The organism is Streptomyces sp. CNH287 (genome assembly GCF_000424825.1).
On sequence record NZ_KE384251.1, the window covers coordinates 418,736 to 433,080 of the forward strand.

Consider the following 14,345-nt stretch of genomic DNA (forward strand, 5'->3'; position numbering starts at 1 on the left):
TTATCGGTTTCCGCCATTTCCAGCCAGTTTCCAGCGAGCAGCCCGCTGCCCGGACGAGTACGAGGACAAGGACAGACGTGCCTACCGGCAAGGTCAAATGGTTCAACAGCGAGAAGGGCTTCGGCTTTCTCTCCCGCGATGACGGCGGCGACGTCTTCGTGCACTCGTCGGTTCTTCCGGACGGCCTGGACGCGTTGAAGCCGGGCCAGCGCGTCGAGTTCGGCGTGGTGGCGGGTCAGCGCGGGGACCAGGCGCTGTCGGTCAGTCTGCTCGAACCCGCCCCGTCCGTCGCGGCGGCGCAGCGCCGCAAGCCGGACGAGCTGGCCTCGATCGTGCAGGATCTGACGACGCTGCTGGACGGGGTCTCGCAGTCCCTGGAGCGCGGTCGCTATCCGGACAGGCAGCAGGGCCACAAGATCGCGGGCATGCTGCGGGCGGTCGCCGACCAGCTGGACGTATAGCTCGCGGCGTCAGCACACGGGCGCGCGGCGCCGTCGGCCACCGGGCCGTCGGTGCCACCGCACGTGCGGCCTCCCGCGCCGCCTCCGCCCTTGCCGGTGTGCTCAGGGGAAGTGCAGCGCGTCCGGGTGCAGCGGGGGCACCAGGCCCTCGGCCGCCGCGCGGGTGAGCAGGCCGCGCACCGCCGCGTAGCCGTCCTCGCCCAGGTCGGCGGTGAACTCGTTGACGTACAGGCCGATGTGCGCGTCCGCCACCGCCGGGTCCATCTCCTGCGCGTGCTCCAGGACGTAGGCCCGCGACGCCTCCGTGTCCTCCCACGCCATCCGCACGGACGCCCGCGCGGCGGCGGCGAGCGCGCGCAGCGCCGGTCCGCCCAGCGCGCGGCGGGCGATGATCGCGCCGAGCGGGATGGGCAGGCCGGTCGTGGCCTCCCAGTGCTCGCCCATGTCGGCGAGGCGGTGCAGGCCGTAGTCCCGGTAGGTGAAGCGCGCCTCGTGGATGACCAGACCGGCGTCCACCTTGCCGTCCCGCACGGCGGGCATGATCTCGTGGAAGGGGAGTACGACGATCTCGCCCACCCCGCCGGGCACCTCGGCGGCGGCCCACAGCCGGAAGAGGAGGTACGCGGTGGAGCGCTCGCTCGGCACGGCGATCCGCCGGCCGCGCAACCGCGCCCCCGCGCCGCCCGCGCCGTCCGCGGGCTCGCGGGTGAGCACCAGCGGGCCGCAGCCGCGGCCGAGCGCTCCGCCGCACGGCAGCAGCGCGTACTCGTCCAGCACCCAGGGCAGCACGGCGTAGGAGACCTTCAGGACGTCCAGTTCCTCCCCGGCCCGGGGTGTGCCGGTGGCGGCGCGTTCTGCGATGCCGTTGGTGACGTCGATGTCCGCGAAGGTCACCTCGACCGGGGGCGCGCCCGGTACCCGGCCGTGTGCCCAGGCGTGGAAGGTGAAGGTGTCGTTGGGGCAGGGGGAGTACGCCATGCGCAGCGGGCGCTGCGGGCTCACCTGGGTCATGCCGTCCTTCTCTCCGTCGCGCACGGTTCTCCACCACCCCTTCGTCAGGCAGTCGGCCGGCCAGGCGTCAGTCGGCCCGGCATCAGCTCTGCCAGTTCGCACGGCTCCCGAGTACGGGCACCATCATCCCGAACGCGGAGGACAGGGTGTGCAGCGCCGCCGGAATCCGCCAGGCGTCCCGCTCGCGGGGGCCCACGGAGTTGGAGACCGTACGCAGCTCCAGCACCGGCACGCCGTGCGCGGCGGCGGCCTCGGCGACGCCGAACCCCTCCATCGCCTCGACGGCCGCGTCCGGGTGCCGGGCGGCCAGTTCGGCGGCGCGGGCGGCGGTGCCGGTCACGGTGGAGACGGTCAGCACCTCGGCGGCGAGTGCGCCGGTGGCCGTGGCCACGGCCCGTACGAGCGCCGGGGGCGGCAGGTGGCGCACGGTGCCGAAACCCAGCTCGGTCACGGGCCGGAAGCCGTCGGCGGTCTGCGCTCCCAGGTCGGCGGCGACGACGGCGGAGGCGACGACGAGGCCCGAGCCGACGGGCGGCCCGGCGGGGGCGCCGGACGCGTCGCTCCGTACGAAGGCGCCGCCGATCCCGGCGGAGACCACCAGGTCGTACGGGGAGCCCGCGAGCGCGGCGGCGGTCAGCGCGGTGGCGGCACCGGCGGCGGAGGCGGCGGGCCCGACCCCGGCTGCCAGCACGTCGACCACAGCGGCGGGGAAGCGGACGCGGTGCGGCTGGGCGCCGCCGGGCAGCAGCGGCAGTCGCTCGGCGGTCCCAGGATGCTCGGCGGTCCCGGCTGACCCGAACGCCCGCGTGACCGCGTCGCGTTCCGCCGCGACGGCGGTGACGGTCAGCACGCGCGTGGGCCGTGCCTGCCGCGCGGGCGTGCTCCCGGCCGGCTGCGTCACCGCGTCACTTGGCACCGCGTCACTTGGCGCGCTTGGCCTTGATGATCCAGACACCCTTGAACTTGCCGTCCTCCGTCATGATGACGCGGAGCGTCGCGCTCTTCTTCGGCGGCATCGCCTGTCCGGTGCTCGGGTCGCGCTGCTGGAAGAGGGTCTCGCCGGAGAAGGAGCGGTACGTCTTGTCCGTGGGCTCCGAGAGCAGCGGCTCGTCGTCGGCGAAGACCATCCAGCCGGCCTCGGCCATGTCCGGCTCGACGCCGACCCGCAGCTTGTCGGCGTCACCGACCGTGATGGTCTCGTCCGGCTTCTCCTCGGTGCACTTGGCGGCCACTTTGTCCTCGAGGTCCTTGCCGTCCTCGTAGCAGGCGGCCTCGGTCGTCACCGTGTCGCGCCCGACCGTCATGGTCGTCAGCGGTGTCGGCTTCTCGCAGGCGGTGAGGGCGGTGAGGCCCAGGGTTACGGCACCGATGGCGGTGGCGGTGCGGAGGCCCCGCCGCGAGCCCGAGATCGCGTTAGTCATGCGGGCAGGCTACCTTGCGGCTTTTTCCCGGCCGCGCGCAGCTTGAGGGCTGTCTCCGGGCGCGCCGGGCGTACACCTCGGGGGCGGGTGCCGTACGGGCTCCGGGTCGTCGCTTCGCGGCATCCGCGCCCATGCCGGCGAGGTCGCCGTGCATTGACGCCGGGTGGGCCGCATGCGCTGCCGCGCGGAGTCCGCCGCTTTTCCCGGCGACCCCTCGCGCGGACATGTGCCGACGAATTACGGCGGGCCGCCGGTGCGTACGTGCATTTGCCTTTCTCCCGGTCCTGTTCTGTAGTGTAGAAGCTGGTGTTCTCGAGTGCATTTCGACTCCGTTTGCGGCAGCGGAGTTCCGGCGGGCGGTTTATGCGGGTCCGGGCACGGGGAGGGCTGGACCATTACCCGGAGCCATGTCTGTGTCTCCGGGGTGAAGAGGCGGTGAAGGCCGCTACCTCGGGTGCGAGTCCGCCCCGGGGTGACTGCCGGATGCCGCCCGGTGTTCTGCCGCACGCTCCGTCACTACCGGGTCACGCATAGGAAGACCAGGCGGGACCGCCCCGTCCGCCGGGGAATCGGGGTTCCGTACGGGTTCCGCAGCGCTTTTTCCGGCCGGATAAACCGGTGTCCCGTTATTTCATATTTCGGCGATGGCGTGCCGCAGCTTCTTCCTATACGCTGTGCTCCCCTTAAACGGTGCTGCGGAGATTTCTCCCGGGCGGCCGTGGGACACCCTCATCAGCTACGCAGTTGAATGCAGAGACAGGCGAAGAACGAATCGTGAAGAAGAACTCGAAGAAAAACGTCATGTGCGCCGTCGGGGCGGCAGCGGTGCTGACCTTCGGTCTGAGCGCCTGCAGCGACGACAGTGGCGACGCTCCGGACAAGAAGGCCGTCGCCTCCGCCGTGGAGAAGGAGCTGATGAAGGACGCGGGCTTCAAGTCCGTCCCGGAGAAGGCCCGCACGCAGTTCATCGACTGCACCGCGGACGTCATGATCAAGCACGCGGACTCGGGTGACCTCAAGGCGTTCGCGGACGGCGACAAGAAGGCCGACGACGTGAAGGCCAAGGACAAGAACGACAAGCAGATGGAGAAGGACGCCAGCGCCTGCGCCGAGAAGATCGCGGCCTGAGCGGATGTCCAGCTCCGGCTGATCGGCACCGCGCGGCCCCGCCCCTCCGTACGACACGGACGGGGCGGGGCCGCGCGGTGCTGTCCGGCGGTCGGGTCACGCCACTCGGGCGCGGCGGGGGGTGCCGCCGTGCCGGGCGGCGGAGAGCAGGGCCCGCGTGGTGGCCAGCGCGCCCAGCGCGATGATGCCCGCGCCCACCGCCAGTCCGACCGTCTCGTTCAGCGGCAGCGAGATGCCGATCGCGCCCCCCAGTACCCAGGACATCTGCATCAGCGTCTCGGAGCGGGCGAACGCCGAGGTGCGGACCTCCTCGGGCAGGTCGCGCTGGATCAGCGCGTCCAGGGAGAGCTTCCCGAGCGCTTGCACGATGCCCGCCGTGGCGGCGACGGCGGCGATGGTGACCGTGCTGTAGAGCAGCGTCGCGGTGACGGTGGCCGCCAGTGCGCAGGCCAGCACCGTCGCGATGATCACCTCCGGGCCGCGGTCCCGCAGCCACGCCCCTATCGCCGTGCCGAGCGCGTTGCCCGTACCGGCGGCGACGGCCACCAGGCCCAGGGAGACGGCGGCGGTCAGTCCGGGCAGCGGATGCTCGCGCAGGAGGAAGGCGAGGAAGAAGGTGAGCAGCCCGGACAGCGCGCGGACCGAGGAGTTGGCGATCAGCCCGGTGCGTACGGACGACCCCGCCGAGCGCAGCCCGGGACGTCGCCTGCGCAGACCCTCCGGGGTGAGGTGGGCCGGGCGCTCCCCCTTCGCCGAGTCGACCTTGTGGTCCAGGGAGAAGGACAGGAACGCGCCGAGGAGGAAGACGGCGCAGGCGGCGTAGAGCGGCCAGGGCGGGCCGATGCTGTGCAGGCCGGCACCGACGGGCGCCGCCGCGCCGGTGGCCAGCAGCCCGGAGAGGGTGACCCGCGAGTTCGCCTTCACCAGCGAGATGCGCGGTGGCAGCAGCCGTGGCACCACGGCCGAGCGGACCACGCCGTACCCCTTGGAGGCCACCAGTACGCCCAGCGCCGCCGGATACAGCTCCAGCCCTCCGGTCGCGACGGCGCCCGCCATGGCCAGCGCGAGCAGTGCGCGGACCAGCATGGCCCCGGCCATCGCCGCGCGGCGGCCGTGCGGGATGCGGTCCAGCAGCGGGCCGATGACCGGGGCCAGCAGCGCGAACGGTGCCATCGTCACCAGCAGGTAGAGCGCGACCCGGCCGCGCGCCTCGCCCGTCGGCACCGAGAAGAAGACGGTGGAGGCGAGCGCGACGGTGATGAGCATGTCGCCCGCCGAGTTGACCGCGTGCAGCTCGATCAGCTTGCCGAGCCCCGACTCGCCGGCCCCCTGCGCGTGGGTGGCCCGGCGGATGCGGCGCGCGAAGGCGGCGGGCGGGCGCCGGGTGGCGCGCGCGGTGCGGCGCAGCACGCCGCCGGGGCGGTCGTCGGGGCGGCGTGCCGGGGACGAGCCGGAACGGTGCGGCTTCGCGTCGGTGCGGGGGGTGCGGTCGGTACGGGCGGGCCTGCCGTCGGTGCGGGCGGGCCTGCGGCCGGTGCGGGAGGTGCGGGAGGTGCCGCTCGTACGGGGTGTCCCGTCCGTGTGGTCGGCGCTCTTGACCAGGCCGGGGCGGCTCGGTACCGCCCGGTCTGCATCGGTAGGGTCCGGAGTGTCCTGGTACGGCTCTTCGGCAGCCACGACGTTCAGTGTGCCCCAGATGCGTCATGTCACCGCGTGTACGACCGCCCGTTTCGAAGACGTGCCCCGTTCTGGGGAGGTACCGGCCCCGGCCCGCCCCGGCCGCGGGACGCCTCCTGCGTCGACCTCGCCGGATAACGGCTTGCCTTCAACGTCGCCCGGAGCGCCACCACGCTGAGGCAGGCCGCGAATGGTGGGGTAGCGTGGGTGAACGGTGCGCTCCGCACGGCCCTGAGCGCGGGCGCGGACGTCGTAGCGGCTCCACGGTCCCGCTCCGTTCGCATCCCCCGCCCTCGCTCGGTTGTACGGCCGGTGCACGTCGATACTGCTATTACGGCGCTACGGCGTAGGAGAGACGATTCTTGTGAGTGCTTCATGAGTGCCGCGACGCGAAGCCGCCGTACGCCCGACCGCCTGTGTGCCGAGGCCGTCGACCTGGCGCGGGAGGCCGCCCAGGAGGCCGCCGCGCCCGGCAAGGTCGGGGACTGGATCGAGGCCGTCGCGGACGGCGACCGCGTGGTCACCCATCTGTTCGAGTGCCAGGAGCCGGGCTATCGCGGCTGGCGCTGGGCGAGCACGGTCACCCGTGCCTCCCGCGCCAAGCACGTCACGCTGGACGAGACGGTGCTGCTGCCCGGGCCCGACTCGCTGCTGGCGCCCAAGTGGCTGCCCTGGAGCGAGCGGCTGCGGCCCGGCGACCTGGGACCGGGCGACCTGCTGCCCACCGAGGCCGAGGACCTGCGGCTGGAGCCGGGGTTCTCCGGCGAGGACGGGCTGCCGCCCAACTCCCCGGTCGCCGAGGCCGAGGAGCTGCCGGAGGCGACCCCGGCGCAGCTGAGCGCCGAGCGGGTGGCGGAGGCCAGCGGCCTCGCCGACGCGGAGGACGCCGACCTGCTGCCCGGGTCCCCCGCCGCGCTGGCCCGGCCGCCGGAGCGCGGCAGCATCCGGGCGGTGGCGGAGGAGCTGGGCATGGCCCGCGCGCGGGTGCTCTCCCGCTACGGGCTGCACAGCGCGGCCGACCGCTGGGAGGAGTCGCACGGCCCGGCGACGGCCATGGCCCAGGCCGCTCCGGCCAGTTGCGTCAGCTGCGGCTTCCTGGTCCCGCTGGCGGGATCGCTGCGGCAGGCGTTCGGGGTGTGTGCGAACGAGTTCAGCCCGGCGGACGGCCAGGTGGTCGCGCTGACGTACGGCTGCGGGGGCCACTCCGAGGCCGCCGTCATGCCGAGGCCGCCGCAGCCGCCCCCGCCGGTCATCGACGAGACCCGCGCGGACGCGCTGTCGCTGCACGACGGCGAGGACGGCGGCGCGGACGTCGGTGCCGCCGCCGCTGACGCGCCGGGCTGACGCGTCCGGCTGAGGTGACGGTCGCCGGGGGCGGGCCGCGGCTGGGCGCCGCGACCCCGTGCCTCAGCTCCCGTCCGCCCGGGCGCGTTCACCGGCTGGATGGCGCGCTTTTCGCACCGCGCCGGCCGGGCCGGCCGGTTCCGGCGGCCCCGCCGGGCCGGCGTCAGACGTGGTGCAGCACCGGATGCGGCCGGTAGGGTGCGGCCAGCCGCCCCCGTTCCTCCTCGCTCAGCCGCACCTCGACCGCCGCGATCGCGTCCTCGATGTGCGCGAGCCGCGTCGCGCCGACGACCGGAGCGGTCACCGCCGGATTGCCCAGCAGCCAGGCCAGCGCGATCTGCGCCGGCGGAAGGCCGCGCTCGGCGGCCAACTCCCGCACCACGTCGACCACATCGAAGTCCGCCGCCACGTACATCTCGTCGGCCAGCGAGTCGTCCGCCGCCCGCGCGGTGCGCGGCCCGCCGTCGCGGTCGCGGCTGCCCGTCAGCAGGCCACGTGCCAGCGGGCTGTACGGCAGCACGGCCACACCCTGGTCGGCGCAGAGCGGGATCATCTCCCGCTCCTCCTCCCGGTAGATGAGGTTGTAGTGGTTCTGCATCGACACGAACGGTGTCCAGCCCGCGGCCCGCGCCGTCTCCTGCGCCTTGGCGAACTGCCAGGCCCACATGCTCGACGCCCCCAGGTAGCGCACCTTGCCCGCGCGTACGAGGTCGTGCAGCGCGGCCATCGTCTCCTCGATCGGTGTCGCGTAGTCCCAGCGGTGGATCTGGTAAAGGTCGATGTAGTCGGTGCCCAGGCGGCGCAGCGAGGCGTCCACGGCGGCCATGATGTGCTTGCGGGACAGGCCGCGCTCCAGGGCGGACGGGCCCGTCGGGAAGTAGACCTTGGTGGCCAGTACGTACTCCTCCCGGTGCCGGAACATGCTGCGCAGCAGCCGTCCGGTCACCTCCTCGCTCACTCCGTCGTCATACATGTCGGCGGTGTCGAAGAAGGTGACGCCCGCGGCGACGGCCCGGCGCAGCAGCGGCGTTGCCCCCGCCTCGTCCAGGTGCCAGCCGTCCGATGACGTGGCGCCGTAGCTCATCATCCCCAGGCAGAGGGGGGAGACGGTCAGTCCGGTGCTGCCGAGTCGTGTGCCGTGCATGTGGGGTCCTTCGCGTGTTCGGTGTGAGGTGTTCGGTGTTGGGTCTGAGAGGCTGTCGGGTCAACGGAGGCCGCGGCCAGGGGAGTTGGCGGGTGGTCGCGGTGCACGGCCACCCCGAGGACGACGAGCGCGATTCCCGCCGCCTCCGCCGCCGTCGGGATCTGCGCGAGGACGGCGACACCCATGACGGTCGCCGTGGCGGGCAGCAGCGACACCATCAGCGCGTACGCGCCCCGGCTGAGCCGGGCCATCGCCAACTGGTCGCACACGTACGGGATCACCGAGGAGCAGACGCCCACCCCCACGGCGGCGCCCGCCAGCACCGGATCGGTCAGCGCCGGTCCGGCCTGGGCGGCGCCCAGCGGGAGGGCGGCCACCGCGGCGACGAGCATCGCCAGCGCGAGGCCGTCGATTCCGCTGACGGCGGGGTGCCGGGACGCGCGGTGCGCCAGTACGACGTAGAGCGCGAAGAGCACGGCGTTCAGCCCCGCGAACGCCAGCCCCACCGGGTCCGTCACCAGCGCGACGTCGGCGAGCAGCCACCCGCCCGCGACGGCCGTGACCAGCGCCAGCAGATTGCGCCGTGTCCGTACGGCGACCGCCGCCAGCACCACCACCGGCAGGAACTCGACGGCGGCGACGGTCCCCAGCGGCAGCCGGTCCACGGCCAGGTAGAAGCTGGAGTTCATCGCCGCCAGCACGAGGCCCCACCACAGCAGCGCACGGCGTGCGGCCGGATCGGCGGCCCGCCAGAACCGCCACGGCCGCCGCCACAGGGCGAACACGGCGGCAGCCGACACGATCCGCAGCCAGGCCACGCCGAGCGGCTCCACCCGGCTGAAGAGCAGCACGGCGAAGGCCGGGCCGAGGTAGTGGAAGACGGCGCTGCCGGCGACGTAGAGGTGCGGGGGTGCACGTCCCGTACGCCCGCCGTGGGTGAGGTTCCGCATGACCACTAACCTAGAAAGCCGTGTACTGCTGAACCAGGGGTATGCGAAGGAGTAGTAGCCCGAATGACATCAAGGAGGGAAGTGGAGCGCATGCAGGACTTTCAGAACGGAAAACGCCCGACCGGGCAGGCCGAGTGGGACGAGCTGAGCCGTGAACTGCTGCGCCTGCTCGCCGCCGACCCCCGGCGCAACGCCTCGGACCTGGCCCGCGCGCTCGGCGTCTCCGCCCCCACCGTGCGCGAACGGGTGCGGCGCCTGGAGGAGGCGGGGGTCATCCGCGGCTACCGCCTCGACGTCGATCCGGCCGCTCTCGGGCTCCCCGTCGCCGCGTGGGTCCGGCTGCGCCCGGGGCCCGGCCAGATGTCCCGCATCGCCGAGCTGGTCGAGCGGACCCCCGAGGTCAGCGAGTGCCATCGCATCTCCGGCGAGGACTGCTTCCTGATCAAGGTGCACGTCGCGGAGCTGGGCGGGCTGGAGGATGTGCTCGACCGCTTCCTCGTCCACGGCCAGACGACCAGCTCCCTCGTCGTCTCCACCCCGGTACCGCCCCGCCCGATCCTGCCCTGACGCCCGGGAGGAGCGAGAAGCAGACGGCCGCGTTCGTGCTCACTCTGTGGCTCGTGGGTGCCCCACCCCTGCATGGTCGAGCCAGACCGTGCGCCGGTCGTGGTCCACCAGGTACCAGACCCGCCCGCCGCCCGTCACCTCGATCTGCCATCGCTCCATCGGCGTCCCCTGGCGCATGCCGGTGCCGATCGGCCCACGAAGCCTGTGGTGCCGCGAGTTCTCCGCGGAGGGGCAGGGTGTGAGACGCATCAGCTGCCATGCCCGTCGGGTGCTGCCCGGAGCTTGGCCGCACAACTCCTCCCACCCTTTGACGGCTGCCGCGTTGGCGAAGCGGAGGTGCCACTCGTCGTCGACCGCTGGGGGTGCGACGTGGTCGCCTCGGTCAGGTGTCACGCCGGCGCCTCCGGCTCCGCGACCGGCCCGAAGTCGTCGTGGCCGTCCGCCGTCAAGGCGGCGAGCAACTCGGGGTCCGAGTAGACCTCGGCAGTGTGCTGCCACGCGGTCAGCGTGGTGGCGACCGCAGCCATGTTGCCCACGCTGTCGGCGGCGCGCAGGACGTCCATCAACTCGACGGTGAACGCCCGGACGCTCTCGGCAGGCAGGAACCGCACCCAAGGGAACGCCTCGGGGATGACGTCCAGGAGCAGGGTGCGGGCTGCGTCGTCGTGCTTCATCAGCGCGACGAAGATGCGTGTGCTGGCCGAGACGATCTCCTCGTCCTGCTCGGCGCGGGCAACCGTGCTCAGGACGAGGTCTTCCGCGTTTCGCCGTCGAAGCACTATCCGTCTGGCATCGGCCAGTCCGGCCAAGGTGTCCTTCGGTTTGTTGATGAGCTCCGAGAGATTTACTTCCCGCTGATCTGCCCTCATGAGTTTCAGCTTACTTTGAAAGTCTCTGGGTGTCGACGCTCCCGGGATCAGCCGGTGCCGCTGCCGGCCGCAGGAAGGCCGCTTCGGGAGGTGCGTCCGGCGGAGGGCGGAGCGGTGCGCGGGGCGGCGGGGTGATGCCGTACGGTCACCGGGAAGGCGGCCTCCCAGGGTCGCCGGAAGGCGGTCACGGAGTCCGTCCGGACCGCCGGGCGGCAGCGAGGAGACGGCAGCGTGAGCAGCGGCGGCACGGTGATGGTGCGGCAGGAGCCGGACGAGGACCCCTTCGGGACCGCACGGCTGCGGCGCGGCGTGCTGGACGCGTGGACCGCGTCGCCCGCCCGCTTCCGCGAGGACGCCAACGCCGAACAGGACCTGGCCCTCGGCGGCTACCGCGACCGCCTCGTCGTGGAGCTGGCGCAGAACGCCGCCGACGCGGCGGCCCGCGCCGGTGCTCCCGGGCGCATCCGCTTCGTACTGCGCGACGCGGTGCTGGTCGCGGCGAACACGGGGGCCGCGCTGGACGCGGCGGGCGTCGAGTCGCTCGCGACGCTGCGCGCGTCCGCCAAGCGCGACGAGCTGCCGGACACCCCGCAGGACGCACCCGCGCCGGTGGGCCGGTACGGCGTCGGCTTCGCCGCCGTGCTCGCGGTGAGTGACGAGCCCGCCGTCGTCGGCCGGAGCGGTGGCGTGCGCTGGTCGCTCGCCGAGGCGCGCGAGCTGGTGCTCGGCGCGGCTCGCGGCGCGGCGGGCCCCGGCGGCGCGTCTGGCGCGGACAGCGCGCTCGCCGACGAGCTGCGCCGCCGCGAGGGCCATGTGCCGCTGCTGCGGCTCCCGTTGCCCGCCGGGGGCACCGCCCCCGAGGGCTACGACACCGCCGTCGTGCTGCCGCTGCGCGACGCGGCGGCGGCCGAGCTGGCGGCCCGGCTGCTGGCCGCCGTGGACGACGCGCTGCTGCTCACCCTGCCCGGCCTGGCCGAGGTCGTGGTGGACACCCCGGACGGCGTCCGTACGCTGCGCCGCCGCGCCGACGGCCCGTACGTGAGCGTCGAGGACGGCACGGAACCGGTCGGCGGCACGCCGCCCCTCGCCCCCGTCCGCACCCGCTGGCGGGTGGCGCGCGCGGGCGGCCGTGCGGACGAGGCCCTCTTCGCAGACCGCCCGCTGGAGGAACGGCTGCGCCCGTGGTGGTCGGTCACCTGGGCGGTGCCGGTGGACGCGGAGGGTGCGCCCGCCCGCCCCCTGACCGCGCCGTTCGTACACGCGCCGACGCCCACGGACGAGCCGCTGGGCCTGCCCGCGCTGCTCGTCGCCTCGTTCCCGATGGAGCCGACGCGCCGTCACGTCGCGCCGGGGCCGCTCACCGACTTCCTGGTAGCGCGCGCCGCCGAGGCGTACGCGGACCTGCTCCGCGACTGGGAGCCGGTCGGCAGCGGCATCCTCGACCTGGTGCCGGGGCCGCTGGGCAGGGGCGAACTCGACGGTGCGCTGCGCCGGTTGCTGCTGGAGAGCCTCCCGGGCGTCCCCTTCCTGCCCCGCGCGGCGCCGGAGTCCGGGCCGGGCGGGCCGGGCGCGGGAACCGTAGCCGCAGCCGGGTCCGAGGCCGGGCCGGTGCCGGACGAGGACGGCCCGCTGCGCGAGGACGGCCGCACCGCGCTGCGCCCCCGCGAGGCCGAAGTGGTCGAGGGCGCGGGGGCGGAGACCGTCGCCGTGCTGGCCGAACTCTTCCCCAGCCTGCTGCCCGCCGGAATCGAGCGGCGGCCCGAACTGCGCGCGCTGGAGGTGGCGCGGGTGCCGCTGGGCGAGGCGATCGACCGGCTGGCGGGCGTACGGCGCGCCCCGGGCTGGTGGTGGCGGCTCTACGACTCCCTCGCGGGCGTCGACCCCGACCGGCTCACCGGCCTGCCGGTGCCCCTCGCCGACGGCCGTACGGCCGTCGGGCCGCGCCAGGTGCTGCTGCCGCTGCCGCTCCCGGACGGCGCGGCCGAGCCGGGCGCCGCTGGTGCGGTGCCCGCCACCGGCGCCCCGGACTCCGTCCAGTGGCACGGCGCGCTGGCCCGCCTGGGCCTCAAGGTGGCGCACCCCGACGCCGCGCACCCGCTGCTGGACCGCCTCGGTGCCGCGCCCGCCGCCCCGCGCGCCGTGCTGACCACCCCGCAGGTGCGGGCCGCCGTCGCCGCCTCGCTGGACTCCGGCGAGGTGTGGGACGAGGACACCCCGGACGCGGAGGAGCTGGCCGAGACCGTGCTGACCCTCGTGCGGGACGCGGGACTTGAGCCCGGTGACGAGCCGTGGCTCGGCGCGCTCGCTCTGCCCGACGAGGACGGGGAGCAGTCCCCGGCCTCCGAACTCGTCTTCCCCGGGAGCCCGTTCGAGCAGGTGATCCGCGAGGGCGAGCTGGCGGCCTGCGACGCCGAGTGGGCCGCGCGCTGGGGTGAACGGACGCTGGCAGCCGTCGGCGTACTGGCGGACTTCGCGCTGGTACGGGCCACCGACGTGGTGCTCGACCCGGACGAGATCGCGGAGCCGCCCGCCGGTGCGGCGGGTACGGGCGGCGCGGAGGGCGACTACGCGCGGCCCGACGACACCGGTCTGCTCGACGCCGTCGACGTGTGGTGCGAGGACGTGCTCGACGGCCTTCCGGAGACCCCGGTACCGCCGGTGATCGCCGAACTCGTCGCCGTACGCGACCTGGACCTCGTCGCCGACGACCGCTGGCCGCAGGCCCTCGCCATGCTCGCGCAGCCGCCGCTGCGGGACGCGCTGACCGCGCCCGTCCGGGTGCTGCTGCCGGACGGCGTGACCGAGACCGTACGCCCGTACACCGCCTGGTGGCTGCGCGGCCACCCGGTGCTGGACGGGCGCCGCCCGGCCGGGATGCGCGCCTCGGGCGGCGACCCGCTGCTCTCCGGCCTGTACGAGGAGGCCGACGCGTCCGCCCTCACCACCGGGGACGGCGGCGCGGAGGGCGACGCGGCCCCGGACACCCAGGTGCTGCGCGCGCTGGGCGTCCGCACCTCCGCCGCCGCCCTGCTGGAGGAGCCGGGCGGCGCGGCCGAGCTGCTGGCCCGGCTCGCCGATCCGGAGCTTTGTGTGGAGCCCGCCCAACTGCACGGTCTCTACAGCCTGTTGGCCGAACTGGACCCGGACGAGGTGACGCTGCCCGACGAACTGCGGGCCGTCGTCGGCGACGCCGTCCAGGTCGTGGCGGCGGCCCGTGCGGTCGTCGCCGACAGCCCCGACCTGGTCCAACTGGCCGCCGACCGCCCGCTGTTGCCGGTGCGGCCGGTGCTGGCCGCCGCGCTCGCGGCGGTGCTGGACGTACGGCGGCTGAGCGAGGTCGCCGACGGCACGGTAGGCGGCGACGCGGGCACGGAGCGCGAAGTGCCGCAGGCCGTACGCACGTTGCTGCCGGGCGCACCCGCGACCTACCTCGAACACGACGAACTGCTCGTCGGCGGCGCCGAGTCCGACTGGCGGCTCACCCCGGACGGCACCCTGCACGCGGCCACGCTGGAGGGCGTGGCGGCGGGCCTCGCCTGGTCGGCGGGCCGGTGGGCGCGCCGCTTCGAGGCGGCGGCCCTGCTGGAGGACCCGGACCGCGCCGCCGAACTCGCCCGCGCCCGCTGGCACGAGTAACTCCCCGCCGCGCCGCCCCAGGGGCGCGTGCACCACGGCCCCCTCCCGACGTGGCGGGGGCCGTGTTCTTCACATGGTGCTCGGGACGTGATGGGCTCGGTTCGGCAGGGCCGCGCCCGTGCAGCTCCGCATCTTCG

The 14,345-nt window shown here is 74.3% G+C and carries 13 protein-coding genes; 5 read left to right on the forward strand and 8 right to left on the reverse strand.

What is annotated here, in order from left to right; all coding sequences use genetic code 11:
• Positions 1-77 precede the first annotated feature (77 nt).
• Entirely contained in the window at positions 78-461 is a 384-nt protein-coding gene (locus H299_RS0125645; RefSeq protein ID WP_027750744.1) for a cold-shock protein, read from the forward strand.
• Positions 462-563: 102 nt separating this feature from the next.
• Here H299_RS0125645 and H299_RS0125650 read toward each other — a convergent pair whose 3' ends face one another.
• From H299_RS0125650 to H299_RS0125660, 3 genes are all read right to left on the reverse strand, one after another.
• Positions 564-1,472: a 1,4-dihydroxy-6-naphtoate synthase gene (locus tag H299_RS0125650; RefSeq protein WP_027750745.1), complete on the reverse strand. Its 909-nt coding sequence runs from the start codon at positions 1,470-1,472 to the stop codon at positions 564-566.
• 82 nt (positions 1,473-1,554) lie between these two features.
• The gene (locus H299_RS0125655) at positions 1,555-2,373 is read right to left on the reverse strand and encodes a futalosine hydrolase (RefSeq protein ID WP_078513041.1); all 819 of its coding nucleotides are present in this window, start codon (positions 2,371-2,373) and stop codon (positions 1,555-1,557) included.
• Positions 2,374-2,392: 19 nt separating this feature from the next.
• Positions 2,393-2,893, reverse strand: a complete 501-nt coding sequence (locus tag H299_RS0125660; protein ID WP_027750747.1) for a hypothetical protein — start codon at positions 2,891-2,893, stop codon at positions 2,393-2,395.
• Between the two features lie 774 nt (positions 2,894-3,667).
• On the opposite strand from H299_RS0125660, the gene H299_RS0125665 reads away from it, so the two are divergent.
• Complete coding sequence (locus tag H299_RS0125665) at positions 3,668-4,021, forward strand: hypothetical protein (protein ID WP_158692390.1); 354 nt, start codon at positions 3,668-3,670, stop codon at positions 4,019-4,021.
• Between the two features lie 96 nt (positions 4,022-4,117).
• Here H299_RS0125665 and H299_RS0125670 read toward each other — a convergent pair whose 3' ends face one another.
• On the reverse strand, positions 4,118-5,431 hold the full coding sequence (locus tag H299_RS0125670; RefSeq protein ID WP_027750749.1) for an MFS transporter: 1,314 nt from the start codon (positions 5,429-5,431) through the stop codon (positions 4,118-4,120).
• A 642-nt stretch (positions 5,432-6,073) separates the two neighbouring features.
• Here H299_RS0125670 and H299_RS36260 point away from each other — a divergent pair.
• A complete protein-coding gene (locus H299_RS36260; RefSeq protein ID WP_037760563.1) occupies positions 6,074-7,042 on the forward strand; it encodes a DUF3027 domain-containing protein in 969 nt (322 codons plus the stop codon).
• 163 nt (positions 7,043-7,205) lie between these two features.
• On the opposite strand, the gene H299_RS0125680 is transcribed toward H299_RS36260, so the two are convergent.
• Positions 7,206-8,186, reverse strand: coding sequence for an aldo/keto reductase (locus H299_RS0125680; protein ID WP_027750750.1), 981 nt, complete (start codon positions 8,184-8,186; stop codon positions 7,206-7,208).
• Positions 8,153-9,136: an EamA family transporter gene (locus H299_RS36265; protein WP_078513042.1), complete on the reverse strand. Its 984-nt coding sequence runs from the start codon at positions 9,134-9,136 to the stop codon at positions 8,153-8,155. Before H299_RS36265 ends, H299_RS0125680 begins: the two co-directional genes overlap by 34 nt.
• A gap of 90 nt (positions 9,137-9,226) precedes the next feature.
• Between H299_RS36265 and H299_RS0125690 the strand changes: the two genes are divergently transcribed.
• Complete coding sequence (locus tag H299_RS0125690; protein ID WP_027750751.1) at positions 9,227-9,703, forward strand: Lrp/AsnC family transcriptional regulator; 477 nt, start codon at positions 9,227-9,229, stop codon at positions 9,701-9,703.
• 39 nt (positions 9,704-9,742) lie between these two features.
• Here the strand turns inward: H299_RS0125690 and H299_RS0125695 are convergent, their stop codons facing one another.
• Together H299_RS0125695 and H299_RS0125700 are read right to left on the reverse strand one after the other, a co-directional pair.
• Positions 9,743-10,096, reverse strand: a complete 354-nt coding sequence (locus tag H299_RS0125695) for a hypothetical protein (protein ID WP_027750752.1) — start codon at positions 10,094-10,096, stop codon at positions 9,743-9,745.
• Entirely contained in the window at positions 10,093-10,572 is a 480-nt protein-coding gene (locus H299_RS0125700; protein ID WP_027750753.1) for a hypothetical protein, read from the reverse strand. Before H299_RS0125700 ends, H299_RS0125695 begins: the two co-directional genes overlap by 4 nt.
• A 252-nt stretch (positions 10,573-10,824) precedes the next feature.
• Here H299_RS0125700 and H299_RS0125710 point away from each other — a divergent pair, with 252 nt between their 5' ends.
• A complete protein-coding gene (locus H299_RS0125710) occupies positions 10,825-14,208 on the forward strand; it encodes a sacsin N-terminal ATP-binding-like domain-containing protein (protein ID WP_037760836.1) in 3,384 nt (1,127 codons plus the stop codon).
• Positions 14,209-14,345 lie beyond the last annotated feature (137 nt).